This is a genomic window from Pseudoalteromonas sp. 2CM39R, from assembly GCF_023161845.1.
The window spans coordinates 92251-117370 of record NZ_JALNTM010000003.1 but is presented as its reverse complement, the minus strand read 5'-3'; the positions used below and the strand labels follow the sequence as shown (position 1 = coordinate 117370).

The 25120-nt window shown below is 38.0% G+C and carries 16 protein-coding genes; 11 read left to right on the top strand and 5 right to left on the bottom strand.

From position 1 onward, the window contains the following. Nucleotides 1-109 precede the first annotated feature (109 nt). Both MTF66_RS07830 and MTF66_RS07825 read left to right on the top strand, forming a co-directional pair. Nucleotides 110-1321 carry a tyrosine-type recombinase/integrase gene (locus tag MTF66_RS07830; RefSeq protein WP_248526987.1) on the top strand — a complete coding sequence of 404 codons (1212 nt, stop codon included), beginning with the start codon at nt 110-112 and terminating at the stop codon, nt 1319-1321. Further along, nucleotides 1321-2520 carry a sodium:proton antiporter gene (locus tag MTF66_RS07825; RefSeq protein WP_138622926.1) on the top strand — a complete coding sequence of 400 codons (1200 nt, stop codon included), beginning with the start codon at nt 1321-1323 and terminating at the stop codon, nt 2518-2520. The genes MTF66_RS07830 and MTF66_RS07825 overlap by 1 nt, the downstream gene beginning before the upstream one ends. Nucleotides 2521-2596: 76 nt before the next feature. Here the strand turns inward: MTF66_RS07825 and MTF66_RS07820 are convergent, their stop codons facing one another. After that, the gene (locus MTF66_RS07820) at nt 2597-5641 is read right to left on the bottom strand and encodes an FAD-binding and (Fe-S)-binding domain-containing protein (RefSeq protein ID WP_248526986.1); all 3045 of its coding nucleotides are present in this window, start codon (nt 5639-5641) and stop codon (nt 2597-2599) included. A gap of 144 nt (nt 5642-5785) precedes the next feature. Between MTF66_RS07820 and MTF66_RS07815 the strand changes: the two genes are divergently transcribed. Further along, the gene (locus MTF66_RS07815; RefSeq protein ID WP_008108725.1) at nt 5786-5998 is read left to right on the top strand and encodes a PGPGW domain-containing protein; all 213 of its coding nucleotides are present in this window, start codon (nt 5786-5788) and stop codon (nt 5996-5998) included. Between the two features lie 53 nt (nt 5999-6051). Here the strand turns inward: MTF66_RS07815 and ppsA are convergent, their stop codons facing one another. Next, nucleotides 6052-8427: a phosphoenolpyruvate synthase gene (ppsA, locus tag MTF66_RS07810; RefSeq protein WP_248526985.1), complete on the bottom strand. Its 2376-nt coding sequence runs from the start codon at nt 8425-8427 to the stop codon at nt 6052-6054. 154 nt (nt 8428-8581) lie between these two features. Between ppsA and MTF66_RS07805 the strand changes: the two genes are divergently transcribed. Further along, the gene (locus MTF66_RS07805; RefSeq protein ID WP_008108730.1) at nt 8582-9391 is read left to right on the top strand and encodes a pyruvate, water dikinase regulatory protein; all 810 of its coding nucleotides are present in this window, start codon (nt 8582-8584) and stop codon (nt 9389-9391) included. Nucleotides 9392-9482: 91 nt separating this feature from the next. Here MTF66_RS07805 and MTF66_RS07800 read toward each other — a convergent pair whose 3' ends face one another. Then, nucleotides 9483-10832, bottom strand: coding sequence for a class II 3-deoxy-7-phosphoheptulonate synthase (locus tag MTF66_RS07800; RefSeq protein ID WP_248526984.1), 1350 nt, complete (start codon nt 10830-10832; stop codon nt 9483-9485). Nucleotides 10833-11435: 603 nt separating this feature from the next. Here MTF66_RS07800 and MTF66_RS07795 point away from each other — a divergent pair. After that, entirely contained in the window at nt 11436-12311 is an 876-nt protein-coding gene (locus tag MTF66_RS07795; RefSeq protein ID WP_248526983.1) for a DNA replication terminus site-binding protein, read from the top strand. A 61-nt stretch (nt 12312-12372) separates the two neighbouring features. Here the strand turns inward: MTF66_RS07795 and MTF66_RS07790 are convergent, their stop codons facing one another. Beyond that, complete coding sequence (locus MTF66_RS07790) at nt 12373-13587, bottom strand: hypothetical protein (RefSeq protein WP_013463357.1); 1215 nt, start codon at nt 13585-13587, stop codon at nt 12373-12375. A 771-nt stretch (nt 13588-14358) separates the two neighbouring features. On the opposite strand from MTF66_RS07790, the gene MTF66_RS07785 reads away from it, so the two are divergent. The 5 genes from MTF66_RS07785 to MTF66_RS07765 all read left to right on the top strand — a co-directional run bounded on the left by MTF66_RS07785 (nt 14359) and on the right by MTF66_RS07765 (nt 23090). Beyond that, nucleotides 14359-15597 carry an AAA family ATPase gene (locus MTF66_RS07785; RefSeq protein ID WP_010388797.1) on the top strand — a complete coding sequence of 413 codons (1239 nt, stop codon included), beginning with the start codon at nt 14359-14361 and terminating at the stop codon, nt 15595-15597. Between the two features lie 15 nt (nt 15598-15612). Further along, on the top strand, nt 15613-16575 hold the full coding sequence (locus MTF66_RS07780; protein WP_248526982.1) for a transcriptional regulator: 963 nt from the start codon (nt 15613-15615) through the stop codon (nt 16573-16575). Between the two features lie 415 nt (nt 16576-16990). Beyond that, entirely contained in the window at nt 16991-20137 is a 3147-nt protein-coding gene (locus MTF66_RS07775; protein WP_010388794.1) for a DEAD/DEAH box helicase, read from the top strand. Nucleotides 20138-20718: 581 nt separating this feature from the next. Continuing rightward, entirely contained in the window at nt 20719-22188 is a 1470-nt protein-coding gene (gene rmuC / locus MTF66_RS07770) for a DNA recombination protein RmuC (RefSeq protein ID WP_054201552.1), read from the top strand. A 104-nt stretch (nt 22189-22292) separates the two neighbouring features. Next, a complete protein-coding gene (locus MTF66_RS07765; RefSeq protein ID WP_248526981.1) occupies nt 22293-23090 on the top strand; it encodes a class III extradiol ring-cleavage dioxygenase in 798 nt (265 codons plus the stop codon). Between the two features lie 75 nt (nt 23091-23165). Here the strand turns inward: MTF66_RS07765 and MTF66_RS07760 are convergent, their stop codons facing one another. After that, nucleotides 23166-24029: an MBL fold metallo-hydrolase gene (locus MTF66_RS07760; RefSeq protein WP_248526980.1), complete on the bottom strand. Its 864-nt coding sequence runs from the start codon at nt 24027-24029 to the stop codon at nt 23166-23168. A 104-nt stretch (nt 24030-24133) separates the two neighbouring features. Here MTF66_RS07760 and MTF66_RS07755 point away from each other — a divergent pair, with 104 nt between their 5' ends. Then, a complete protein-coding gene (locus MTF66_RS07755; RefSeq protein ID WP_248526979.1) occupies nt 24134-25021 on the top strand; it encodes a LysR family transcriptional regulator in 888 nt (295 codons plus the stop codon). Nucleotides 25022-25120: the final 99 nt, after the last annotated feature.

The window sequence follows — 25120 nt, the reverse complement described above, 5'->3', positions numbered from 1 at the left end:
AAATCTGCATTTAGCATAAATATCAAAATTTCGTTATGTCCAATACTAGACAGTATCGGACTTTAAGGTTAATCTATAAGTCTATTATTTTCTTATATATTTTACTATTATGCTTGTTGCTCTGGTCGATACATTAAAACAATTACGTTATCAAATAGCTCACCTTGAAGATAATACACTCCAATCAGAATATCCAGAACTAGACTCTTTTATACAGCAAGTCAGCTTGACTGTAACTGAATCAAAGGCCGATCTAAATTTTTTATACCAGTTTTTATATGTTTATGGCCGAAAATCAGAAGCAACTTATAGTCGTTTTCGCAATGAATTAGAACGATTTTATTTGTGGTCATGGCTTATAGCTGAAAAATCAGTATTCGATTTAAAGCGTGAAGATATTGAGGCGTATGTTGATTTTATGGTCGAGCCGGATAAAAAGTGGGCATCAACTTCGGTGCAGTGGCGCTATAAAGATGAGCAAGGAGTACGTAGGTTAAACCAAAATTGGCGCCCTTTCATGCAAAAAGAATCTATTGCGAGTCAGCAAACATTATCCGCAATGTTTACTGCACTTAATGTATTTTACAAGTTCGCTATTTTAGAAGAAAAAACCTTCGCTAACTTTGTACCTGTTGTTAAGAAAAACAGTCCCTACTTGGTTGTACAATCACAAATACAAATTCCCGATACATTAAGCGATATTCAATGGGAATACGTATTTGGTGTAACGCGTGATCTGTGTGAACAAAAACCAGAATATGAAAGAAACCTTTTTACTCTCGCCTGTTTAAAAGGATTATATTTACGTATATCAGAATTATCAGAACGTCCACAATGGTCACCTGTTATGTCTCATTTTTGGCAAGATAACGATGGCTTTTGGTTTTTACGCATAATGGGTAAGGGAAATAAATTACGAGATGTAACTTTAAGTGATGATTTTCTTGAGTATTTAAAACGTTATCGGTTATACCGTGGTTTGCCTGCCCTGCCCCGTGTTGACGAATCCGACCCGTTAGTACATAAAATTCGTGGCCAAGGTGGTATGACAGTAAGACAAATTCGTCGTTTAGTACAACAAAGTTTTGATATTGCTCAGCAGTCATTACTTGATGATGGCTTTAAAGATGACGCGGAACAATTAGAGGCGGCCACTGCACATTGGCTTCGACATACCGGTGCAACGCATGACGCACAAACTCGACCTTTAAAGCATTTATCTGAAGATTTAGGTCACGCAAAAATAGCCACAACCGATCAAATATATATTCAAACAAATATTAAAGAACGGGCAAAGTCTGGAATAAAAAGGAAGATTTAATGGAATACTTAGTTATTGCTTTTATTGGTGCATTATTTTTAATTTATTCTATAACACTGCGCCAATTAGAAAAAACAGAAATTACCGGGCCGATGTTTTTTGTTATAGGGGGGATACTGCTAGCATTGATAGCTCCGAACGAAAGTGAAAATTTTAAAAATGGCTTGCGGTTTTTACTGCCCTTTATAGAATTAACGCTCAGTATCTTTTTATTTACCGATGCAGCAAAGTCAAAATTAGGAGTATTAAGGCATAGTTTTCAATATCCTAGTTTACTTTTATTTGTTGCCTTACCTTTAACCCTATTACTCGGGATTGCTACTGCGTTATTTTTATTTGCTGAGCTTTCATTAATTCAAGCAGCACTTATCGCAATTATATTAACCCCAACCGATGCGGCGTTAAGTAAGGGGTTATTAAGTAATACAAAAGTGCCTGAAAAAATACGCGAAGGTATTAATACTGAAAGTGGCTTAAACGATGGCTTATGTGTGCCTATATTTTTAATATTTATTCTGCTTGCAAAAAATCCTGAATCCGCAATTACTGCAACACAAACGTTAAGTGTATTTGGCAGAGAGTTGGGAGTTGCATTATTAATTGCATTTGCAAGTATTGCTGTTTTTATTCCGTGTTTAAACTTTGCAATGAAGCGACATTACTTTGCCCAAAACACTAGCCCGTTTTTACTATTGGGTTTTGCTATGGCTGTATTTTCACTTACACAATATTTTCATGGCAGTGGATTTATTGCCGTATTTGTAGCGGGGCTTTTATTTGATAAATACGCGAGCACCAAAATAAACAAAGAGCTGATTGAAGACTCAGAGCATATAGCTGACTTTTCCTCTTTAATGATTTGGTGTTTATTCGGTTTTGTTTGTGCTTATTTAGTGATCCCGAAATTAAATACTGAAATAATAATTTATGCGCTACTTAGTACAACACTGATCAGAATAATTCCTGTTATGTTGTCATTGCAATTTACGTCATTAAAAATAAAAGAGCGTTTAACGTTTGCTTGGTTTGGGCCACGAGGATTGGCTTCGATTGTTTTTACTTTAATGGTTATTGATACACAAATAGAAAATAAATTTCAAATTGCGACCATTGCTATGACCACAATTTTATTTAGTGTATTTATTCATGGTATTAGTACAAAACCCATTGCAGACAGTTTTGCTAAAAAAACTAAATAAATATAAACAAAAATAAAAAGGCGTAACTTAATAATAAGTTGCGCCTTTTTATTTTACAGCTTACTTAGTTAAATCATTAACTAAGTACTTTTGCCAGTAGCTCTATTGGATGCTTAGGCTTAAATTTTTCATAACGTTTTACTTGGCTACGACATGAAAAGCCAGTTGATAAAAGTTGCTCAGGTTTATTTTTATCAACGATAGGTTTCCAACTCATTTCATAAAGTGCTTTGGAGTTTGCTTGGTTTTGTGCTTCATGACCATAAGTGCCGGCCATACCACAACATCCAGTACTTGTGGTGTTTAATGTTAAACCAAGCTGATCAAAAATATTTTTCCACACACTTGCGGCTTTTGGTAATGCAGTCGTTTCGGTACAGTGACTTAATAAGGTAAATTCAGTATTTATTTGTTTAGCTTCTAAAGCACTGAACGATTGTGTTTCTAACCATTCATGCGCAAGTTGCACATTAAAATCGCCACGGTTATTTTCTAAAATTGTATTATATTCATCGCGATAACACATCACTAACGACGCATCTAAACCAACTAGCGGCGCATTAATATCATTAAGCTGATTTAAAAACTCTGAAGCATTTTTTGCCGTTAGCTTAAATTCATGCAAAAAACCTTTCACGTGCTGAGGTTTGCCATTGGGTTTAAAGGGTAACAGCATTGGTTTTTTTCCAAGCTGAGTAATTAGTGTAATAAAACTCTCAACCAATTCTGCTTCGTAAAAGCTGGTGAATGGGTCTTGAACAATGAGTACATAATCATTTTGCTCATCGGCACTTAGTTTTTTAAGTAATTCTAAATTAAATTTTTGCGCTTTGTTTACACGTTTGTTGAGTGCAGGAATACTTAGCTGAGGGGTATCAACATAGCCTACGGTTTTTTTAATGAGACTACTAACTAATGATGTTTTTACAATTGGATTAATAACCCTAGCAAATTTTGCCATTAACGGTGCACTGTTTTCTATATTACCCACTAAGTAATCTTTGAGTGGGCGGGCATAATAACTGTGATAATAATTTAAAAAACGGGCACGGAAAGTTGGCACATCTACTTTAATTGGGCAAGCCGTAGTACACGCTTTACACGCTAAACATTCATCCATTGAGGCTTTTACTTCATGCGAAAAATCGTAAACGCCTTGTTTTTTCTCTCTGCTATGAACAAAGCGCTCCCACCAAGTAATGACTTCACCTTTGTTAAGTTCTTTTTCTACCTCAAGTAAATTAACATCTTTTGACTCTTGAAGACGTAACCATTCACGCATTAGCCCTGCTCGACCTTTTGGCGAATTACGGCGATCGCCAGTTACTTTATACGACGGGCACATTGGAGAGTTTTCATCATAATTAAAACATAAGCCGTTACCATTACAGGTCATTGCATTGTTGAAACTGGTCTTAACATCAATTGAAATTTGCTTGTCGAAGTAAGAACGCTTTTGCCCATCAACGCTAACTAGTAAGTCTTCACTTTCAAGCGGGGTACATATTTTACCTGGATTAATTTTGTTGTTTGGATCGAACGCCGATTTTATTTTTCGTAATTGCGTAAATAAATGCTCACCAAAAAATTCAGGACCGTATTCACTTCTGTAACCTTTACCGTGCTCGCCCCACATTAAACCACCGTATTTAGCGGTGAGTTTTACTACTTCATCTGAAATAGTGCGCAGTAATTTTTCTTGTTCAGGGTCGCACATATCCAGTGCCGGCCTAACATGTAAAACGCCAGCATCAACATGACCAAACATACCGTACTGTAAATTATAGCTATCAAGTAGCGCTCTAAATTCAACAATATAATCGGCTAAATTTTCTGGTGGAACGGCGGTGTCTTCTGCAAACGCGAGAGGCTTTTGGCTGCCTTTTACATTCCCTAGTAAACCCACTGATTTTTTACGCATTGCATAAATTTTTAATATATCGCTTTTATCACTGGTTAACTGATAGCCAATAACGCCATTAGTTTGGTTAGCTACACACTCATCTAATAATTTACATAATGTGTCTACTTTGTCTTTTATGTCTTCTGGTGATACGGCATTAAACTCAACCATGTTGAGTCCTTGCATATCTTTATTAGCAACGTCGGTTATTAAGTCCGATACTGAATGCCAAATAATATCTTCGCGGGCAAGATTTAATACTTTGCTGTCAACGGTTTCAACTGAAGTTGCGCGGGCATCAACTAAAAATGGTGAATGGCGAAGCGCAGAATCAAAACTGTCATATTTTATATTTATGAGGGTTTTAAATTCTGCGATAGGTGTTAGGTTTAATTTTGCTTCAGTAACTATGCCTAAAGAGCCTTCTGATCCGGTTATTAAGCGGCTCATATCAAAAGTTTGTAAGTCTTCACTTAGCACATGCTCTAGGTCATAACCGGTTAAAAATCTATTTAACCGTGGAAATTTGGCTAATATAGCGTCGCGTTCATTAAGTGATATGTCTAATACTGTTTTGTAGAGTTTGCCAATTAAGGATTCCTGATCGGCAATTATTTTTGCTTTTTCAATGTCTATTGGACTGGTAGACATTGCAGTGCCATCAACTAAATAGGTGGTTAGCCCTAAAACATGGTCGCTGGTTTTGCCATAAACTAAGGAGCCTTGCCCCGATGCATCAGTACTGATCATGCCGCCAATAGTGGCGCGGTTGCTAGTAGATAAATCGGGTGAAAAGAAAAATCCATACGGTTTCAAAAAGTCGTTAAGTTGATCTTTTATCACACCGGTTTGAACTCGTACCCAACCTTCTTCAACATTTATCTCGAGGATTTCACGCATATAACGTGATAAATCAACCACAATACCAGGCGTTAAAGATTGACCATTTGTTCCTGTGCCGCCACCGCGAGGACCAAAAGTTAACGATAAAAAAGGGTCTTGCGATGCTATTTGCAGAGCAACTTGAATGTCTTTTTCGCTTTTAGGAAAAATAACACCTTGCGGAAGCTGCTGGTAAATACTGTTATCGGTTGACGCTGTGAGTCTGGTTGCATAACTTGCGTCTGTATCTCCAGTAAACCCTTGATTTTTTATAGTATTTAAATAATTTGCGACAAGCTCGGTCGCGGCATCTTGTTGTGTAATAGTTGCTATCATGGCGGCGCTTATTAATGCATTTGTGTAATTATATCATGGCGATGGCTAATAGAAATTGAAGATTTTACAGTTTGTAACACTCTTTTTATCGATATATGAGCAGCTGCAATTATAATCAAGTTAAACGCCTACTATGAGGTTTATATGAAAAAACTACTAATGCAGATCAGCGGAACACTGTTTATTTTACTCGGATTATTGTTTGCTGTGGTGCCAGGGCCATCGTTAATATTTTTTATTGCAGGTTTATTCTGCTTTTCTATGTATTACCCTAAAGCAAGAGGGTATTTAACTTGGTGTCAAAAAGCACTGACTCGTTCATGTGCCTATTTAGATAAAAAATTAGCAAAAAATTAATTTTCTAGTCATAAAAAATGCCAGCAGTTGCTGGCATTTTTTAACGAGGTAACTTACTTAGCAAGTTTGTCTGCTAAGTATAACCATGTTTCTAGTACTGTATCTGGGTTTAGCGAAACAGAGTCAATGCCCTGCTCTACTAACCATGCTGCAAAGTCTTCATGATCTGAAGGACCTTGACCACAAATACCTACATATTTACCTTTTTCTTTGGCTGTTTTAATAGCCATAGAAAGTAGCTTTTTGATTGCAGGGTCGCGCTCATCAAATAGGTGAGCAATTAAACCTGAGTCGCGATCAAGACCAAGCGTTAACTGTGTTAAATCGTTAGAACCGATAGAGAAACCATCGAAGTATTCTAAGAACTCTTCAGCCATTAATGCATTTGACGGAAGCTCACACATCATGATTACTTTAAGACCATTTTCGCCACGTTTAAGGCCATGTTCTTCAAGTAATTCAATAACGCGTTTACCTTCTTCAAGGGTACGTACGAATGGGATCATGATTTCGATGTTGGTCATATCCATGCTGTTTCTTACGCGTTTTATAGCTTCACACTCAAGTGCAAAACAATCACGGAAGTCTTCAGAGATATAACGTGCAGCGCCACGGAAACCAATCATTGGGTTTTCTTCTTCTGGCTCGTATTGCTGGCCGCCCACTAAGTTAGCGTATTCGTTTGATTTAAAATCAGACATACGAACAATTACACGCTCTGGTGCAAACGCACAACCTAAGGTAGAAATACCTTCAACTAGTTTACCAATATAGAATTCAACAGGTGATTCGTAACCGGCAATCATGTCTGTGATTTCTGCTTTTAATGCATCTGTTTGTGCATCAAAATTTAATAACGCTTTAGGGTGAACGCCAATCATACGGTTGATGATAAACTCAACGCGCGCAAGGCCAACACCTGAATGTGGTAAACGTGCAAAATCGAATGCGCGATCTGGGTTACCTACGTTCATCATCACTTTCATTGGAAGTTCAGGCATTTCATCAACACGTGAAGTAAGTACTTCAAAGTCTAAAATACCTTCGTAGATGAAACCAGTATCGCCTTCGGCGCATGATACAGTAACTTCTTGACCAGCTTTAATTATGTCTGTTGCATTACCACAACCAACAACGGCTGGAATACCTAACTCACGTGCAATGATTGCAGCATGACATGTACGACCACCACGATTTGTAACAATCGCAGCCGCGCGTTTCATAATAGGTTCCCAGTCTGGGTCTGTCATGTCGGTAACTAATATGTCACCTACTTGTACTTGGTCCATCTCTTTGATTGAGTCAAGTACACGTACAACACCACTACCAATTTTATGACCAATTGCACGGCCTTCAACAACAACATTGCTGCTGCCATTTAGTTGGAAGCGTTCCATTACGTTTGTGTCTTCGTTTGAGCGAACAGTTTCTGGACGCGCTTGAACTATATATAGTTTGCCATCGTTACCATCTTTTGCCCATTCGATGTCCATTGGACGACCGTAATGTTTTTCAATGATTACAGCTTGTTTGGCAAGATCTTGCACTTCTTCATCTGTAATCGAAAATTTGTTTGAAAGTGCTGAGTCTACGTCAACAATTTCTACTTGTTTGCCATGAGCTTTGTCTTGAGAGTAAATCATTTGAATGGCTTTAGAGCCAATGTTACGACGTACTACAGCTGGCTTGTTTTTAAGTAGCGTTGGTTTATGAACATAAAATTCATCAGGGTTAACCGCACCCTGAACAACCATTTCACCCAAACCATAGCTTGATGTGATAAACACTACATCTTCAAAGCCCGATTCAGTATCAATACTGAACATAACACCTGATGCTGATTTATCAGAGCGTACCATGCGTTGAATACCCGCTGATAACGCTACACCACGGTGATCGTAGCCTTGGTGAACACGATAAGAAATAGCGCGGTCGTTAAATAACGAAGCGAATACGTGTTTAATAGCAGTCATTACAGAATCAATACCAACAACGTTTAAGAACGTTTCTTGTTGGCCTGCAAACGAGGCGTCTGGCATATCTTCAGCAGTAGCTGATGAACGAACAGCGAATGAAACATCTGCAGAAGCATCACCATGAAGTTGGCTGTATGCATCGCGGATTGCTTTATCTAGACTAGGTTGGAATGGGGTATCGATAATCCACTGACGGATATCGGCGCCGACTTTGGCGAGTGTGTTTACATCATCAACATCAAGAGTATCTAAAATGTCGTGAATTTTTGCGTTGAGTCCTGATTGTTCTAAAAACTCGTTAAAAGCGTCTGAGGTAGTAGCAAAACCACCTGGGACTTGCACACCTGCGTTAGCTAAGTTTGAAATCATTTCACCAAGTGAGGCATTTTTACCACCAACTCGAGGAACATCTTGCATACCAAGCTCTTGATACCAGAGAACGTATTCTTGCACGGATCTTTCTCCAAAAAACAAATTGTAGTACTAACTGTGAGAGTTAAGAAAGAAAACCTTTTATAAAGGTCGCCCCCATTCTACACTGGCAAACGTCCTCACGTAAACCGTGATACACTTATTTTAAAATTAAATGTAATAAAAAAGAGGCTTTATGAGAACTGCGTTTTATATTTCAGATGGTACGGCAATCACATCTGAAGTGTTTGGTCATGCGACCTTGTCTTTATTTCCTGTCGAATTTAATCATAAAACAATTCCTTTTGTAGAAACCGAAGAAAAAGCGCATGAAATCAAAGCGCTTATTAACGCCACATCGTCTAAGCAAGGTGAGAAGCCTCTAGTGTTTTTTACTTTTGTGAATCATAAATTATCGGAAATTATTCGCTCTGCAGATGCTGTCTCGTATGACTTTTTAACAACCTATAGCGAAAAAATTGAAAGCGAATTAAACGTTGCCCCAGTACCTAAAGTACATAGAACCCATTCAATACACGAAAAAAGTTATGACTTTAGAATTGATGCAGTTAACTATGCTTTAATGAATGACGACGGCGGTAATATTAAAAACTTTGCTGAGGCTGATATTATTTTAGTTGGCGTTAGTCGAAGCGGTAAAACGCCAACAAGCCTCTATTTAGCCCTGCAATACGGTATTAAAGCGGCCAACTATCCGATCACAGAAGATGATTTAGAAAGCGAAGGGTTACCTAAGTGCTTAGTGCCTTATAAGCATAAACTGTTTGGTTTAACTATAGACCCTGAGAGACTGGCTGCGATCAGAGATAGACGAATGGCAAATTCAAAATATGCATCAATTAGACAGTGTCGTATTGAAGTGCGCGAAGTAGAAATGCTCTATAAGAAGCATAAAATTGCTCATTTAAATTCTACCCACCATTCGGTTGAAGAGATCTCAGCAAAAATCATTTCTGATACAGGTCTTGAGCGTCGTAAGTACTAACAAACTAACATGTGATTTAAGCATGTAATTACACACAGCACACAAAAAAGCCGCTAAATAATAGCGGCTTTTAACATATTAGGAAGGCGTATTACTTGCGAGCATCTTTTAAAAGGTCTGCAACTAAAAAGCCAAGCTCTAATACTTGATCGGCATTTAAGCGAGGGTCACATTGAGTTTTGTAACGCTGCGCTAAGTCATCATCTGATAAACCGTATGCACCACCGGTACATTCAGTAACATGTTGTCCGGTCATTTCTAAATGAACACCACCTGCGTATGAGCCTTCAGCTTTGTGAACAGCGAAGAACTGACTAATTTCGCGCATAATGTTATCAAAGCTGCGAGTTTTATAACCTGAGCTGGCTTTCTCTGTATTGCCATGCATTGGATCTGAGCTCCAAATTACCTTACGCCCTTCTTGCTGTACTTTGCGAACAAGCGCCGGTAGCTTCTCTGGTAATACATCTGCACCCATTCGTGTAATGAGCGTTAACCTGCCAGGAAAGTTATCTGGGTTTAGTGCATCAATTAAACGGATAAGTTCGTCAGGATCCATAGCTGGGCCAACTTTAACGCCTATTGGATTTTTAATGCCCTTAAAGAATTCAATATGAGCATGGTCTAACTGACGTGTACGCTCACCAATCCAAACAAAGTGCGCTGAACAATCGTACCAGTCGCCTGATAAATGGTCTCTACGGGTTAATGCCTCTTCATAGCCTAGCAATAACGCTTCGTGTGATGTATATAAATCTGTTTCTTTTAAGCTTGGCGCTATAGTTGAATTAATACCACATACTTCCATGAATTCTAAAGCGTCTTGAATTTTATCTGCTAGCTGTTGGTATTTTGCTTTTTGTGGATTAGCAGCAACAAAGCCCATGTTCCAACGGTTAACCTGATGTAAGTCAGCAAGCCCACCTTGTGCAAAAGCACGTAGTAGGTTGAGTGTTGCCGCACTGTGATGATACGCGGTCATTAAACGCTGAGGGTCTGGAATACGTGCTTCTTCAGTAAACTCAAAGTTATTTACTATATCACCACGGTAAGATGGTAACGAAACACCGTCTATTGTTTCTAAGTCGGCTGAGCGTGGCTTAGCGTATTGACCTGCCATACGTGCAATTTTTACAACTGGACATTTACCGCCATAGGTTAGTACTACAGCCATTTGTAAAATCGTCTTAAATGTATCGCGAATATTTGCAGCGTTAAAGTCACTAAATGATTCTGCGCAGTCACCACCTTGAAGTAAAAATGCGCGGCCTTCACACACATCTTCAAGTTGTTTAAACAAACTTCTAGTCTCTTCTGCAAACACTAAAGGCGGTGCGCTTTTAAGCTGGCCTTCAACAGATTTTAATATGTCTTGATCTGGGTACTGTGGCTGCTGCAGTATTGGCAGTTCTCTCCAACTATTTGGGTTCCACGATTGCATGTTAATTCCTCATTCCTATTACCTGATGTATTGAAATTAACGTATGCAGTGGGCTTTGTTCAAGGACTAAATCGACTATTTACGAATTATTTAGTTATTAGGTAAATTTAAATAGGATTATTATCTATGATTTAACTATTTTATTGATAATAAATATATAAATAAAGAATACTAATGCATTAAAAAACAATAGGATAAATAGTAAGAGGGGTATTTATTAAGCTTTGCTTGCAGCCACTTAGCTAAGCTGTATAAGATAATGTCAACATAGGGAACACATCATACTTAAATCAACTATATGTATTCTTAACTTTACAGTTAAAATTAAATATATCAGCCGCCAGTTATGTAGTTTCAAATATATATGCTAGCAGAGTAGTTCTGCTTGTTTATACCCACTCCTTAATACTGCATTTATATATAACAATTAGTAAGTTAGAAAATATTATTATTAAAGTGATCACAGCAACAATAAAGAACACATCATACTTTATTTTATTTAGAGTTAATCTTAGCGATAGAGTAGTATTTAAGAAATAACTACCAAAAGAAAAGGTTATTTGCGAAAATAGCTAAATAGTAAGATGTGTTCTTGGTGGTGTTATGGTTACGAAGGTACAAATTAGAAGTCAGTTTGATTTACTCAATGAGTTAACGCTTAGGCTAATTGAGGAGCTTAAAGAATATGGGTTTGCTAAAGCTGAATACTATCAACTGCCAGAAATAAGCAGTATAGAGGAAAATATAATTCCCGAGTCGATTGCAGTATCTAAAATTACAGGGGAACTAGCACAAAAGGCTATTTTAAATTCTTTTTCTGATATGTATAAAAAGCCTGGTCTGAGTAGTCGCGTATTAAAGCGCCACCCTGGTTTATTAATTATACAAGACGCCAACAAACAAGCTATTATTGATCGGATTGCTCAAGTTAATAATGCAAAAGCGGCATTTAAAAATTGTATTTTGGCGATAGACAATAACGATGCTCGATTTGAAGCCGTACATAATGCTATGCCAAATTTAATTACGCTTGCCGCTTATCGTAAAATTCATAGCGAAAGCGAATCCCCTTTTTCAGTTCGTTTTACTTGGATGCATAAACACGCCACTAAAACACTCACAAAAAAGATGGCTCTTGAAATGCTCGAAAAGTCCGCTGGGTATAAAAACCCAAGAATGATTGATCAGCAAAAATGGCAATCATTGGTTGCTCAAGAGCAAGTTCGTGTTGCCAGTCTAGGTGAAAAAGAAAAATTACGAATTAGGCGCCCTACCCGAGTTAGCCCACAAGTTAATGTTAGATACACGGCTCAAAATCGTTATCATGTTAGTGCGGCCTTACCTTTTATTCTTATAAACCCACAAGCCGATGTTAAGTATGGCCAACTGCCGAGTTACGAAAAACCGTTATCACATCCACGAAAACGTGAGTATGACTTTCTGGTAGACCGATTATATTTAGAACAAGTAACAAAGTAATTATGTTAAAAAGGCCACTTAATGTGGCCTTTAATATAAATACTGGTAAAAATTAATATAATTATTTTTCTACAATTTCTTCCAGCTTATCTTCATCAATTAATACTGCATTTTCAACAATGCGTTTACCACCTTGTATCTCTATACGCTTGTTATGTTTATTTAATGCCAGTATTTCATCACAAAACTGATCAGAAGGGTGCATTTCATAAGTGTAATCTACAATATTACCTGTTTTATCATCTTTTACATTAGTAATGCTGTACTCAGATATTGCTCCTTTTTCTATTAAATCTTTCATCGTGGTAGTCATATCACGGCGCAGTGCTTTTAATTTATTTTCGGTAATATCATCAGTTGAATAGATAGAGCCATATTTTTCCATAATAGACAGCAGTCTAAAATGGTATGTTTTTCCTGGGGCAGCATAGCGCCATAAATGATATAAACGTAGCATCATCCAACGCGATAATCCGCGCTTTAACTCTTGAGCACTATTAAAATAATAACCTTTATATTCAAGGTTATCGATCATGTTATGAACAAACGCATTTAAACACGCTACACATTTAACATTTCCGCCTTGGCCTTTTTTACCACTAAAGTGTAAAGACGATAAAAAGTTCATGTTCGACTCGTAGAACGAATCATCAATATCAGAGTTTTTAGTGTCAGTAGCAGAATATTTAAAAGAAAGTTTTGAACCTTGTAATGCTTCGAGCGATTCTTTAATTTGTGGGTAAGGCATAGATTGACCTACCGCTTTAAGTTCTTGTGCTAATTCGTTCATAGAAAACACAACGGCATATTGAATACCGGACTTAAAATTAATTTTTACTATTTTACCTTTTGAAGCAAGGCGAATAAGTGCACGCTCAACTTTTTCTTCTCTATCTGATGGCCAAACTAAGTATTCTACGTCTTCACCATCTTTACGAGTACTTACCACAGCCGGTGTTATTTTAATTTCACCATCGTATAAAATACCGTCTACTTTTTCAGATATCTTACGTGTAATTATGGTTTTTTTAGGGGCTTCTTCAAGTGGCAGCTTTTTATGTCCTGAGCGAACAAAGCGTCCCCACAGATCATAATGGTTAAATGTGTTAGAGTAAGCGCGTAACCCATGGGCTGCATTTTCTATCGAAATTCGCACATCTTTATTATCTGTAAATAGTGCTAAGCTTTCGTTATCAATTGCACTTTCCACCCCGTGAATTTGGCCCCTAAGTGTATCGGGCAAGTTATCTACCGAGATGTTGACCTTTCGGCTCATGGTTTTTATTTCCGTTTTTATTGTGACAGCTAATAACAACACATAAAGCCACAAAAGTTAAATGTTTAAGTTAGTATAAAAGTGATCTGACTTCAAATAAAATGCACAGATCAATATTTTACTAAGAAAAAGTTAAAACATGAGATTTCAGATCAGGTTTTTACTAACTAGGCTTTAATAAACCGAATTTTTACTAACTGAAGAATAAATTTGTCCATTGCAAAGTGTTTTTTTTTAAATTTAGCACGACAAATGACAGTAAAAATGAGAGGCCTGTGGATAAGCTTAGTTCCAGTTAGCATAGATCTGATCTGTACTTACTACAGATCAGATCTATACTAATTAAACCGCTTATTATTCCTGATGGTGGGTGCATAACTTTATAATTTACTTAGTAAAAACATGATCTATAGCATCTATTTTGTGAGTAACTCAGTGCTTAACCTGTGCGTAACTAAGCTGCTAAATATTTGCTTAGTAAAAAGGTGATCTGCCAGTAGATAAGGATCTGATCTTAACCACGTACAATGCTGATCCAGTTTTTTTAACATTATTTATATAAATCATAATGTTATATGTACATTTTAAGGCCTTAGCCTTTAATACCTTATATATTTAACCATACTTAAACTTCTTTATTTATACTAAGCAATATTAAAGGCGTAAAATTATTTTATATGTCATGTATTTAAAATGGATGTCGCCTTAAATAGTTGTTTACAGCTAATTGAATGGACATTATACTAAACGCCTAACTTTGAGGAATAAAGTATGTCTATCAATAATAATGCGCTAGATACCTACCGACTTTTGAAAGCAACCGCAGAAGTTGCTGAAAAATCACTAGAAGGACGTATTCAACATTACCGCGCCCATCTTAAGTCTGAAGAAAAAGAATTAAGAACCTACACCCAAAAAGCCGCTGCTGATTTACTTGGTTGTAATAATCGTACCTTAAAAAGACGCCATGACAATGGTGATTTTGACGATTTAAACATAAAACGCGGTGCAAACGGTCATTACGCTTATACGTTGGTTAATATTTTTGCCATGGCCGATATAATGGATATAAAACCCGATCATCGTGCACCAACAGACAAACTCCAAGTTATTGTTATTAATTCACTAAAAGGTGGTTGTGGTAAAACAACGAGCATGGTTAATATTGCTGCAGCACTTGCCACTACTAACATCAAGCGTTACCGAATTGGTATTATCGATTTAGATCCGCAGGGGTCATCATCTAGCTTTTTCCCATCTTCTGAGCCCGATCCAATTACTGTTGGTGATTTAATGCGTGACTGCATTGATCTTGAAGAAGGTGAAACCTGGCCTGAATTTGTTTCAAACTCCTTTTTACCAACTCATATTCCTAATATTCGTGTTTTACCCTCAGGTATGGATGATTTTTATTTTGAACACGAAACTGCAACGTTGCTTAAAGACACCTCAAACTATGAGCAAACTCGCCATTACCATAAGCTGTTAGAGCGTGTTATCGAGCCAGTAAAAGATGAATTTGATATTTTACTAATTGATACAGCGCCTACTCTTAACTTTATGTTTTATAATGCATTAATGGCTTCTACAGCGATGCTTATACCAGTTCATCCTGAAGCGGTAGACTTTGATGCTAATAATAAATATTTAAAACGTTTAGGTGAGATTTATCATACCGTTGCAGCTCTTGGTCACGATGGTTGGGACTTTATGCAATTTTTGGTTACCAATTATGTAAAAGGTAATCACTCACAACGTGACATAGTTAAAGACGTAAGAAGCGCCTTTGGTCGCCAAGTCATGAGCTACCCTATTAATCACAGCTCAGCAATTACTGCGAGTTCATCCTCGTTTAATACTATTTTTGATCAAAAAGCGTCTGACAGTTTAGCGAGTAGAGAATCGTTAATGCGCGCACAAGAAAATATCAAAGATGTTGTTGACGAACTCGAAATGCTAATTCGTTCAAATTGGCAATCTACACAATCAAAATTAAATACGCCTAAGTAAGGATGTTGACTAAAAATGGCTAAAAAACGTAAAAATGACACCCGCTTAGATCCCTTTGCAACCGCTGTTGGCAGTAGCAGTTTAGACGCTCTTTTAGAGCAAGCTAATGCAGGCGATGTTATTCGTATGCCTGCGCCAAGCGATCCTAATCGCGAAATTACATTGGTTTGTAAAGTGATTGCTCATAACGAGATTGAAAAATCGACTCAGGTTTATGGCAAAAACCGCCGTGTACAAGCGCTTTTAAACGAAAAGTCGGTATCCGATATACTTCCTGCAATTATATCGGATGGACGTAATCAGCACCCCGCCCTGCTTTGGGATCAAGGTGATATGAGTCTTGTTCTTGCAGGCTCAAGACGTCGCAAAGCCTGTATTTTGGCTGGTGCAGATTATCTTGTTTTGAGTTCAAGTGATTTTAATGAGCAAGATGCCAAAGTGTTAGCAGTTTCTTCGGATCAATACATTGCTCCAAGTCTTTGGGAGTTAGGTCAAGCGTATCAGCAAACTCGAAACGAACTCATTCAACAAGGCAAAAAAGGATCGTACCGCGAGATTGCCGTTATTGAAGGGGTATCGCATACCGCCATTGCGGATGCTATTAAAGCGTATGAGCAAATATCTGCCGATGTTATAGCTCTTTACCCAACAGCTAATCATGTTGGTAGAGAAGTCGCTAAAAAGCTGATTAACGCAAAGGAGCGAGACGAGGTTGCATTTAACGAGTTAGTTGTAGAACTTGCAAGCAATGATGAAGTTAATGCCTTAGAAGCCGACGACAAGCGCGCTATGCTGATCACTAAACTATTAACCGCAGAGCCTAAAACAGCATTAAAGCGTGAGGCTGTGCTTGAAAACGACTTTATTAGTGTGCAACGTAACCTTAAAAGTGGTGACGTTTCAATAAAAATTAATAATAAAGTGATGACAGACAAGCGCTTAGAACAACTGACTAAACTATTAAGTGCTTTTAATTAGTTAGTAATATCGTGATCTGTAAAGGGGGGTAGGTTAGTTAAATAGTGATCTAGCCCTCTTAATTAGTTAGTAAAAATCTGATCTTCCGTGGTGATAAAAAGCAAAAAAAGCCCGATAAACTACTAAGGATCGTATTTTTACTAACTAAACCTGCTCTATTTGATTAAATTGCTACCTTGTTAGTAAAAACCTGATCTACTCCTAGCAAAACCTCCCTGTTAAGTTAATTTATTGTTTTTATTTTGTAATTTAAACGCCTTTTTTTAGTTAGTAAAATTAAACAATCCTTATAAACCAATTTTTTACTAACCAATCAGATCCAACCAGTTTATTTTAAAAATAATATTGCTTTAGCTCAGCGTTGATAAGGCATATACTGGAAAAATTGTTTTTAAATTTTAATACTTTGAGTGACATGTCTGCTAACTTATCAAAAAATGATTTAATGGCTATTTTTGAAGAAATTAAAAATGAGCAGGCTACCCAGTTTCCTCTTTCTGAGCGATTCATAAAAAAATTGTTTAAACCCGCGGTGTTAGCAAAAGGTAAGTCGTATTATAAAAACGGCCAAATAAGTTGGTTAGAACATAATGCTGATTTTTCTGTTGTTGATTCTACTGTGCAAGGCGATAAGGGCATTGCGTTTAACCAACGAATTGAGATCAGTAAATTACCAACTGGCTATTCAGTCGACACACACTGTACTTGTAATGTTAAAACTAAATGCCGCCATTTGGCTGCAATTTTGTTAAAACTTAAAATTGAACACTCAGGTGAATACGGCGAAGACTATTTTATTAATGACTGGTTTAGCGAACTTAGCTCGCTTAAAAACACCGATCAAGCTCATCCATCACAAGTGTTACTGTTTGTATTAGATATTGAAAACGATAAAGTATTTTTAACACCTAAAATTGCCAACTACGATAAAAATAATAATTATGCATTAGGTCGCAATTTAACTGAGCAACAGCTTAATAGTTTTGTAACCCCTAGCGACCTGCTAGAAAGTGATTTTAGATTATATAGCTGGATCCGCTCGCAAAATGCGGTCGGTAATATTGAACTCAAAGGTCAATGGGGCTTTAACGCGCTGCAGCAATTACTAGCTACAGAACGATTATTTTTACAGCGTTCGCGAGTACCTATAAAAGCGCAACCTGGCTTACCCCTAAATTTTGTTTGGGAAAAACAAAAAGAAGTCACCCAGTTAAAAATTCATCTTGATCAAATTCCTAATTGGGCGTTAATTAAAACTACACCGCCCATCTACTTAGATTTAGATAAATATAAGCTAGGCCGCATTCGCACGCCGCTCAGTGCGGACGAAATTGCTCATTTACAAACAATACCAGCACTTCACGATACAAACTTTGATCGAATTTATAAGCAGCTTGCTGATAATTTTGGTGCCGGTGTTATTCCCCATCCTACTAATGCACCAAGCATGCCTGTTAAGTCGTTGAGTAATGCCGTACTTAAAGTCAGCATGTCGGGCTCAGTAATGGCTATTTCGTTATCGTTTAAGTATAAAAATAAAAACTACTTAGCAGGTACAGCGCCTGAAAAACTAATAAACAGTGCATTTGAAAACACCGTTACCAACGAGCTGGTCAACTTAGGCTTTGATTTTTGTAAAGGGGGTTTACACAGCGAGTTTATTTTTAGTCAGGAATCGGCTATTCACTTACACTGGTTAGCGCATGAGGTGTTACCAAGCTTTAAGCAACGTGGCTGGCAAGTATCAATGAGCAAAATAAATATTGCCGATACTAAAAACCAAATTTCCTTGCATGTAAACAGAGCTGCTGGGCATCAAATGCATTGCAAAGTTGTGCTTAACGATACCAAAGTGGCCACTTTATTTAATGTAAATAATAAACTGTTTGAATCGTTAAATCGTCAAAGCGAATTGTTTTATTACTATCCCGTTGGCCGTCAATTTGGAGTTATAGATAAAGCTGCGTTTAATTTATTAATTGAGTTTAAATTGCGATTTGAGTTTATTAAAACGCGCGACGAATTTAATATTCCACTTTCATACTTACCTGAGTTAGTTAAGCACACAGCCATTAATGTTGAGTTACATGATCCGTCATTAGAGCGCTACCTTGATGAGCTAAGCAATGACGCGCTGTTATCGCCCAATATCGCCATTCATGGCTTACACGATTCTGTGGTGCTTAGAGAATACCAGCAAGAAGGCGTAGCTTGGCTTAACTTTTTAAAGCGTAATCAGCTAGGTGGTATTTTAGCGGACGATATGGGCTTGGGTAAAACTTTGCAGGTGATCGCTTATTTAGCCAGTTCTTATAATACTCCGCAGGCTGGCCCTACGCTTATTGTTTGCCCAACAAGCTTAGTGAGTAATTGGCAAAACGAAATTAACAAGTTTGCTAAAAACTTAAAAGTGACCACTATTTTTGGTGCACACCGTAATGATGCGTTGAAACACTTGGCACAAGCACAGTGTATATTAACCACCTATCCGTTATTAAAACGTGACATTGCTTATTATTCGCCACTGTATTTTGAAAACATTATTCTTGATGAAGCGCAGTATATTAAAAATGATACGGCACAGGTATCGCGGTTAGTCAAACGTTTGAATGCCGACTTTAAGCTTTGCTTAAGTGGTACCCCAATTGAGAACAATTTATTTGAATTAAAGTCGTTACTCGATTTTGCTATGCCTTCGCTATTAGGTTCCCAGGCACACTTTAAGCAGCACTTTCAAGGTCCTATTGAGCGCGAAAGTAACATTGAGCGTGCAGAGCAGTTAAAAGCGTTAATTATGCCGTTTATTTTGCGCCGTACTAAAGCCCAAGTGGCTCAAGAACTGCCGCAAAAAACGGAGCTTGTTAAAGAGTTTGAATTTGAGCCTAAACAAAAAGACATGTACCAAGGCATAACTCACGCGCTTGAAGAAAAACTCATTGATTTATTTGCCGAACAAGGCGTACAAAAAAGTAAACTCGCTTTTTTAGAGGCACTATTAAAACTTCGCCAAATTTGCTGTCATCCTAAACTTATTGAGCCAGAAACCGACGCTGCTAGTGCTAAGTTAGAATGGTTATCAAGCCATTTACCTTTAATGCTCAGCCTTGGCCGTAAGGTGATTATATTCAGCCAGTTTACCTCTGCACTTGATTTAATTGCCGAGCGTTTGAATACACTTAACATTAAATTTAGCATGTTAACTGGGCAAACGCGCCATCGCGATAAAGTGATAGACGAATTCACCAGTGGCACTACTTCGGTATTTTTAATTAGCCTAAAAGCAGGTGGCACAGGGCTTAATTTAACCCAAGCCGATACCGTTATTCATTTTGATCCTTGGTGGAATCCAGCTGTTGAAAAGCAAGCGACCGATCGTGCTTATCGTATTGGCCAAACTAATCCGGTATTTGTGTATAAATTGATTATGGCTAACTCTATTGAACAAAAGGTGTTTCAAATGCAGCAAGATAAACAAGCGCTTGTAGATGCATTATTTACCGAAAAATCAATGAGTTTTACCCAGTTTGATGAACAACAAATGTTGTCTTTAATTAAAAGTTAAAAATTAACAATAATTTTTTGAACTTATTTGAATTGTGGGCGTCTATTAATACAGCTTGGTTAAATTGCAGTTTCTCCAAGTTTTCATGTTGATATCCCATATAGTAGTTACTAGACATAGTAATGATTAAGCCAGCCAGTTCAGCGCTGGCTTTTTTTTGCCTGAATATTTTAAACTATTTTATTTTAAAATATTTTTGAACTAATCAATAATAGCTGGGTCTATTAATATGCTTGTAGTTGATATGTTGTTATACAAGTTTCATGTTGATTTCCCTGTTTGATTACTAATTTAGTAATATTGAGCCAGCTTTATTAGCTGGCTTTTTTTATGCTCTAAATTCAACTTTTTTAAAAATTATTTTGAACTAATTTAATCAGGACGCGTCTACTATTATGCTTGTAGTGATGTGTTGTTATACAAGTTTCATGTTGATTTCCCTGTTTGATTACTGATTAAGTAATATTGAGCCAGCTTTAATAGCTGGCTTTTTTTATGCGCTTAATTTAGTGCGTTACCCCTACTGCTAAAGAGCGTTATTCGTTATGATGGCATGTCACTAAATTTTAAAAGTTTATTTTATGTTTACTTCGTTTTTATCCCATTTAGATTGGTTAAGTGTAAGTGCTGGCGCTATAACAGGCATGGCTATTTGTGGTGTTGTATCAATGCAATTAAGCAAAAAAATAAAGCGCCAAGTAAATGAGCAACAACAACAGTTAATGTTATTACAAAGCCAGCATGAGCAAACACAAAGCCAATATGCCGCGTTGGTTGAAGAGCACGATTTATTAGGACTTACACATCAAGAGCAGCGGGATCAGTCTCAGCATTTTAAAACCCGTTTAACTGAGCAAGAAAAGCAAAGCCAACTTTATAATCAATATTGGCGTAAAGCCGAAGCCGAGCTAACCGCCCTGCGCGAGCAATACAATCTGCGCGATGTAGAGCTTAATAATATACGCACTACCCTTGAGCAAAAGCAGCAGCATTTTAGTGAACAACTCGCCCATATAGAGCAAAGTAAAGAAACGCTTAAAAAAGAATTTGAAAATTTAGCTAACCAAATATTAGAAGAAAAGTCGCAAAAATTTAAAACCCTCAATCAAGAAAGCATAGAGCAGTTACTTAAGCCGGTTCAAGGTGAGCTAAAAGGCTTTAGAGATAAAATGGAGTCTATTCACGTTGAAGACTTACAGCAACGTGCTGCACTTAAAACTGAGCTGCTGCATTTACAAGCCAAAAGCCAAGCAATTACCGAGCAGGCCGATAAGCTAAGCAATGCCTTACAAGGGCAAAAGAAAACCCAAGGTAATTGGGGCGAGTTAATGCTTGAAAACGTGCTTGATAGCGCAGGCCTGCGCGCTGGCACCGATTACAAGCGAGAAGTGTCGTTTAATACCGAAGACGGCCGTTTGCGCCCTGATGTTGTGGTGTATTTACCTCAAGGTCGCCACTTAGTGATTGATGCAAAAACATCGTTAAATGCCTACACCCGTTATGTAAATGCCGAAACAGAGCTTGAGTCTCAACAAGCGATTAAAGAGCATGTAAATGCCGTAACTGCCCGTATAAATGAGCTGGCCAGTAAATCGTATGACCGCCTACCAGGGATAAACTCGCCTGAGGTTGTTATTATGTTTGTACCCATAGAATCCGCCTTTGTAGAAGCACTTAAATACCAAAGCGACATTTACCAGCAAGCAATAGAAAAGAACATTTTGGTTGCTACCCCTACTACCCTGCTAACCAGTTTAAATATTGTTAAACAGTTATGGCGCTTTGAAGAGCAAACTAAATATTCAAAAGAGCTGGCTAATCGTGCTGAGCGTTTTTACAGTAAACTCAACGGCTTTTTAACTAGTATGGAAGGGGTGGGTAAACAGCTTGATAAAGCCAAAGAAACTTACGATAAAGCATTTTCTCAGTTATACCGTGGTAAAGGTAACTTAATTAAACAAGCCTCAGAATTTAAGGAGCTGGGTGTATCGGTGCAAAAAGAGTTACCTCAAGAAAGCGTTGAACGCGCTCACTTAGAGCTTGATGAATAAACACCGCACATAATTTTTGCGCACTGAGGTTGTGCATTTATGTGGCTAGTTATTTACTAACGGCGCAGGCACTATAATAATATCTGTCCTTTAGGATTAATCACATGCAACGCCCAACCGTTTTTTTCATTTCACATGGTGGCGGCCCAATGCCATTACTAGGTAATGCCAACCATGCAGAAATGCGAGCCTGCTTAGAACAAGTTGCCGCTAAAATCCCAAAGCCTTCTGCTATCTTAATGGTCAGCGCGCATTGGGAAGCTCAACCAATTAGTATAACGGCGCACTCTTCACCGCCGCTTATTTACGATTACTATGGTTTTCCCAAGCAGGCGTACCAATTAACTTACCCTTGTGCTGGCCAGCCGCAACTTGCTAATTTAGTACAGCAGGCGCTCGCAACACATAATATTGACTCAAAACTCGATTCACAGCGTGGTTTTGATCACGGTATGTTTGTACCGTTAAAAATTATGTACCCAGAGGCCGATATTCCTTGTGTGCAAATATCCTTGCACCCAAGCCTCGATCCGTTAATGCATGTTGAAATTGGTAAAGCGTTGCAAAGTATTGATTACGAGAACTTATTAATTATAGGCTCAGGCTTTACCTTCCATAATATGCGCGCTTTTGGTGTTACCCAATCAAGCGATGTTAATCAGCAAAATCAGGCATTTGAAAATTGGCTGGTAAGCACAGTCGCAGATCAAACATTAACCGAGCAACAGCGTGAACAGCAATTATTAGCATGGCAGCAAGCTCCAGCTGCACGCTTTAATCACCCCAGAGAAGAGCACTTGTTACCGCTACATGTATGCTATGGCGCTGCTATGTGTGCAAGCACTGAGGTATTTGAATTAAATATTGCCAATAAGCGAGCCAGTATGTATTTGTGGCAATAATAAAAAACACGCCAGACTTTGCTAGGCGTGTTTTTTGGTTCTACTGTATTTATTACAGTGGTTAAGCGTAAGCAATTACCATTTCATTTCGCCTTTATGAACTTTAGCGCCAATGCTAAGAGCCATAGGTAATACAGCCTCTGGGTATGAGTTGGTCATTTTATCTATCAGCAGCTTACTGCTATCACTACTTTGCTTAGCGTGTGCAAAATCCTTTAAATACTGAATTGAAAAATCAATATTTGCAGCATCTAATTGAGTGCCTGCTTTCATATGCCCAGGGATCACCACGTCAGGGTTGAGTGCTTTCATTTCATTAAGTTGCTTTGCCCATGCATTTTGCTCTGCTTGAGTTTGCGCATCGGCCATCCATAAATGAACATTAGCGTATACAGCCACATTCCCTAAAATAGCTTTGTTATCAGGTATCCATAAATATGGGCGATGATTATGCTCACCCTCTGTGCCACGAATTTCAATGGTATGGCCTTCTATTTTTAAGCTATTACCATTAAATACCTTAGGTACGACGGGGTTTTTTGGTGCGTTTTTACCCATTTTTGGGGTCCAGAAAGCAAGTTTACCTTTAAGCTTTGCTGCTATTTTTTGGTGCACTGCCGGTGTGGTAATAACCTCTGCATTTGGGAAAAACTGCTGTAACACTTCAGCGCCAAAGTAGTAATCAGGATCGGCTTGGCTAATAAAAATAGTTTTTAGTTGTTTACCAGAGTCAATTACTTTAGCGGCAATGCGCAGTGCATCTGCTTTGGTAAATCCGGTATCAATTAAAATTGCATCGGTACGGCCATAAACCAGCGTGGCATTAACATGAAAGCTATTGCTGTCAGCGTTATACACATCAAGGGTTAGTGGGGTTTCGTCTGCAATAGCGATATTGCTGGCTAATAGTGTGCTTAGTAAAAGAGTGCGTAGGTTCATAGTATTCTCATCATTGGTTGCTAATGCGAGCATAATAAAGGTTTGATATGTTCAGAAAAACAACCAATAATTAGCATCATTGTTTCATAAATCGTGCAAATACTATGGATAAACTCACCGCAGCGCAGGTTTTTGTGGATGTTGCCTACTCAGGCAGTTTTACTGCCACTGCCGATCGGCTTGAAATGTCACGCCCTATGGTTACTCGTCATATTGAGTCGGCAGAGGCCTGGTTAAATACGCGCTTATTGCATCGCACTACCCGTAAAGTAACGCTTACAACCGCCGGCGAGGCCTGTTTACCCGAAATAGAGCAATGGTTAGCACAGGCTAACCGTTTAGTTGAACAAACTAAAAGCCAGCAACAGTTGTCAGGTAAAATACGAGTAGCGACCAGTATGTCGTTAGGTTTTGCACAATTAGCCCCTATATTTACACGTTTTATGAAACGTCACCCTAACGTGCAAATAGACATAGATCTTGAAGACTCAACCACAGATCTAATAGAGCAACGTGTTGATTTGGCAATACGTATTGCAGCCAATCCTGATCCTTCGTTAATAGGTAAACCTATTGCCGAGTGTGAATCTATATTAGTGGCCTCAGCCGACTACCTTGCTGATTATCCGCCAATAACGACACCACAACAGTTAAGCGCTCATCAGTGTTTAGGCTATAAAAACTTCGACCGATATATTTGGCATTTACACAACGGGGATGAGTTTCAATCTGTTGATGTTAAATGCAATTTAAGTGCAAACGAGGCCACCACATTACTTCATGCAGCCATAGCCGGTGGTGGTATTTCAGTACAGCCTACGTATTTGGCAAATCAATATATACTTGATGGTCGCTTGCAGCGTGTATTAGCGCCATGGACATCAAACCCAATGAAAATATATGTGCTTTACCCTTCTCGTCAGCATTTATCGGCAACAGTAAGAGCACTAATCGACACGCTCAGTGATGAATTTAAAAATCCAGCATGGTAATTAATTATAAAAGTTTGGGTTTAAACCATAGCTTTGTGCGTTAAGCATGCTGATATTCTGTAGGTTATTTTGTTACAGTAAATGTAATAAGCGCCTTAA

What these genes read in the sequence shown, in the direction of transcription:
- MTF66_RS07830 (WP_248526987.1), top strand. Translation starts at nt 110, where the DNA reads ATGCTTGTTGCTCTGGTCGATACATTAAAACAATTACGTTATCAAATA.
- MTF66_RS07825 (WP_138622926.1), top strand. Translation starts at nt 1,321, where the DNA reads ATGGAATACTTAGTTATTGCTTTTATTGGTGCATTATTTTTAATTTAT.
- MTF66_RS07820 (WP_248526986.1), bottom strand. Translation starts at nt 5,641, where the DNA reads ATGATAGCAACTATTACACAACAAGATGCCGCGACCGAGCTTGTCGCA.
- MTF66_RS07815 (WP_008108725.1), top strand. Translation starts at nt 5,786, where the DNA reads ATGAAAAAACTACTAATGCAGATCAGCGGAACACTGTTTATTTTACTC.
- MTF66_RS07805 (WP_008108730.1), top strand. Translation starts at nt 8,582, where the DNA reads ATGAGAACTGCGTTTTATATTTCAGATGGTACGGCAATCACATCTGAA.
- MTF66_RS07800 (WP_248526984.1), bottom strand. Translation starts at nt 10,832, where the DNA reads ATGCAATCGTGGAACCCAAATAGTTGGAGAGAACTGCCAATACTGCAG.
- MTF66_RS07795 (WP_248526983.1), top strand. Translation starts at nt 11,436, where the DNA reads ATGGTTACGAAGGTACAAATTAGAAGTCAGTTTGATTTACTCAATGAG.
- MTF66_RS07790 (WP_013463357.1), bottom strand. Translation starts at nt 13,587, where the DNA reads ATGAGCCGAAAGGTCAACATCTCGGTAGATAACTTGCCCGATACACTT.
- MTF66_RS07785 (WP_010388797.1), top strand. Translation starts at nt 14,359, where the DNA reads ATGTCTATCAATAATAATGCGCTAGATACCTACCGACTTTTGAAAGCA.
- MTF66_RS07780 (WP_248526982.1), top strand. Translation starts at nt 15,613, where the DNA reads ATGGCTAAAAAACGTAAAAATGACACCCGCTTAGATCCCTTTGCAACC.
- MTF66_RS07775 (WP_010388794.1), top strand. Translation starts at nt 16,991, where the DNA reads ATGTCTGCTAACTTATCAAAAAATGATTTAATGGCTATTTTTGAAGAA.
- rmuC (WP_054201552.1), top strand. Translation starts at nt 20,719, where the DNA reads ATGTTTACTTCGTTTTTATCCCATTTAGATTGGTTAAGTGTAAGTGCT.
- MTF66_RS07765 (WP_248526981.1), top strand. Translation starts at nt 22,293, where the DNA reads ATGCAACGCCCAACCGTTTTTTTCATTTCACATGGTGGCGGCCCAATG.
- MTF66_RS07760 (WP_248526980.1), bottom strand. Translation starts at nt 24,029, where the DNA reads ATGAACCTACGCACTCTTTTACTAAGCACACTATTAGCCAGCAATATC.
- MTF66_RS07755 (WP_248526979.1), top strand. Translation starts at nt 24,134, where the DNA reads ATGGATAAACTCACCGCAGCGCAGGTTTTTGTGGATGTTGCCTACTCA.